This is a genomic window from Paraburkholderia ribeironis (assembly GCF_900019265.1).
Classification (GTDB): Bacteria; Pseudomonadota; Gammaproteobacteria; order Burkholderiales; family Burkholderiaceae; genus Paraburkholderia; species Paraburkholderia ribeironis.
Genome location: NZ_CYGX02000207.1, coordinates 1 through 556, shown reverse-complemented (window position 1 = coordinate 556; position 556 = coordinate 1). Strand labels below are relative to the sequence as shown.

Below are 556 nucleotides of genomic sequence, written 5' to 3'. Positions count from 1 at the left end.
TTCATATTTCGAACCCGAATCTTCTCCACCAGACGACGCCGAACCCGAGGCAGCATATGCATCGACTCAATCGGACAACGATGTCGATCACACCTGTCCGCTTTCGGATCGTTTTGTGAGTGAAGTCGGGTGGAGAGCGTGCTGGTTCGTTGACGTGCTAGGGCCGGCGCTCATTGACTGTCTGAGTCGGCTAACACCGTTTGTCGCAATCGAAAGCTCGTCCGACTGGGATGAACGGGACTGGAATAACGCGAAAGCGCGGCGTAATGATCGGGTAAGGAAATTCCTCGCATCGTATGACTGGATCGATGGTGAAAATCAAAAGATTGTGCCCCCGTTCCAGGTCGAGCTGCCGAACAATGGACGGCATAGCAGAATTGCCAAAACGCCATGGCCTCCCAGTAACCTTACACAATTGCTGGGCCTTGCGTCGCTGGCACAGACCTTACATCTGTTCGTGGTCTTGCTTGCGACTGCTGGTCGCATTAGTGAAGTGCTCTCGTTAAGTTCGGCGCATCCTCCGGAGATGTCCTCCTTGGGGATGTCCATCGAGGGA

1 protein-coding gene is annotated in these 556 nt (G+C 54.1%); it reads left to right on the top strand.

Annotated elements, in window-relative coordinates; genetic code table 11:
• On the top strand, positions 1-556 hold a 556-nt coding region (locus tag BN2475_RS35210; RefSeq protein WP_218023767.1), incomplete at both ends, for a hypothetical protein.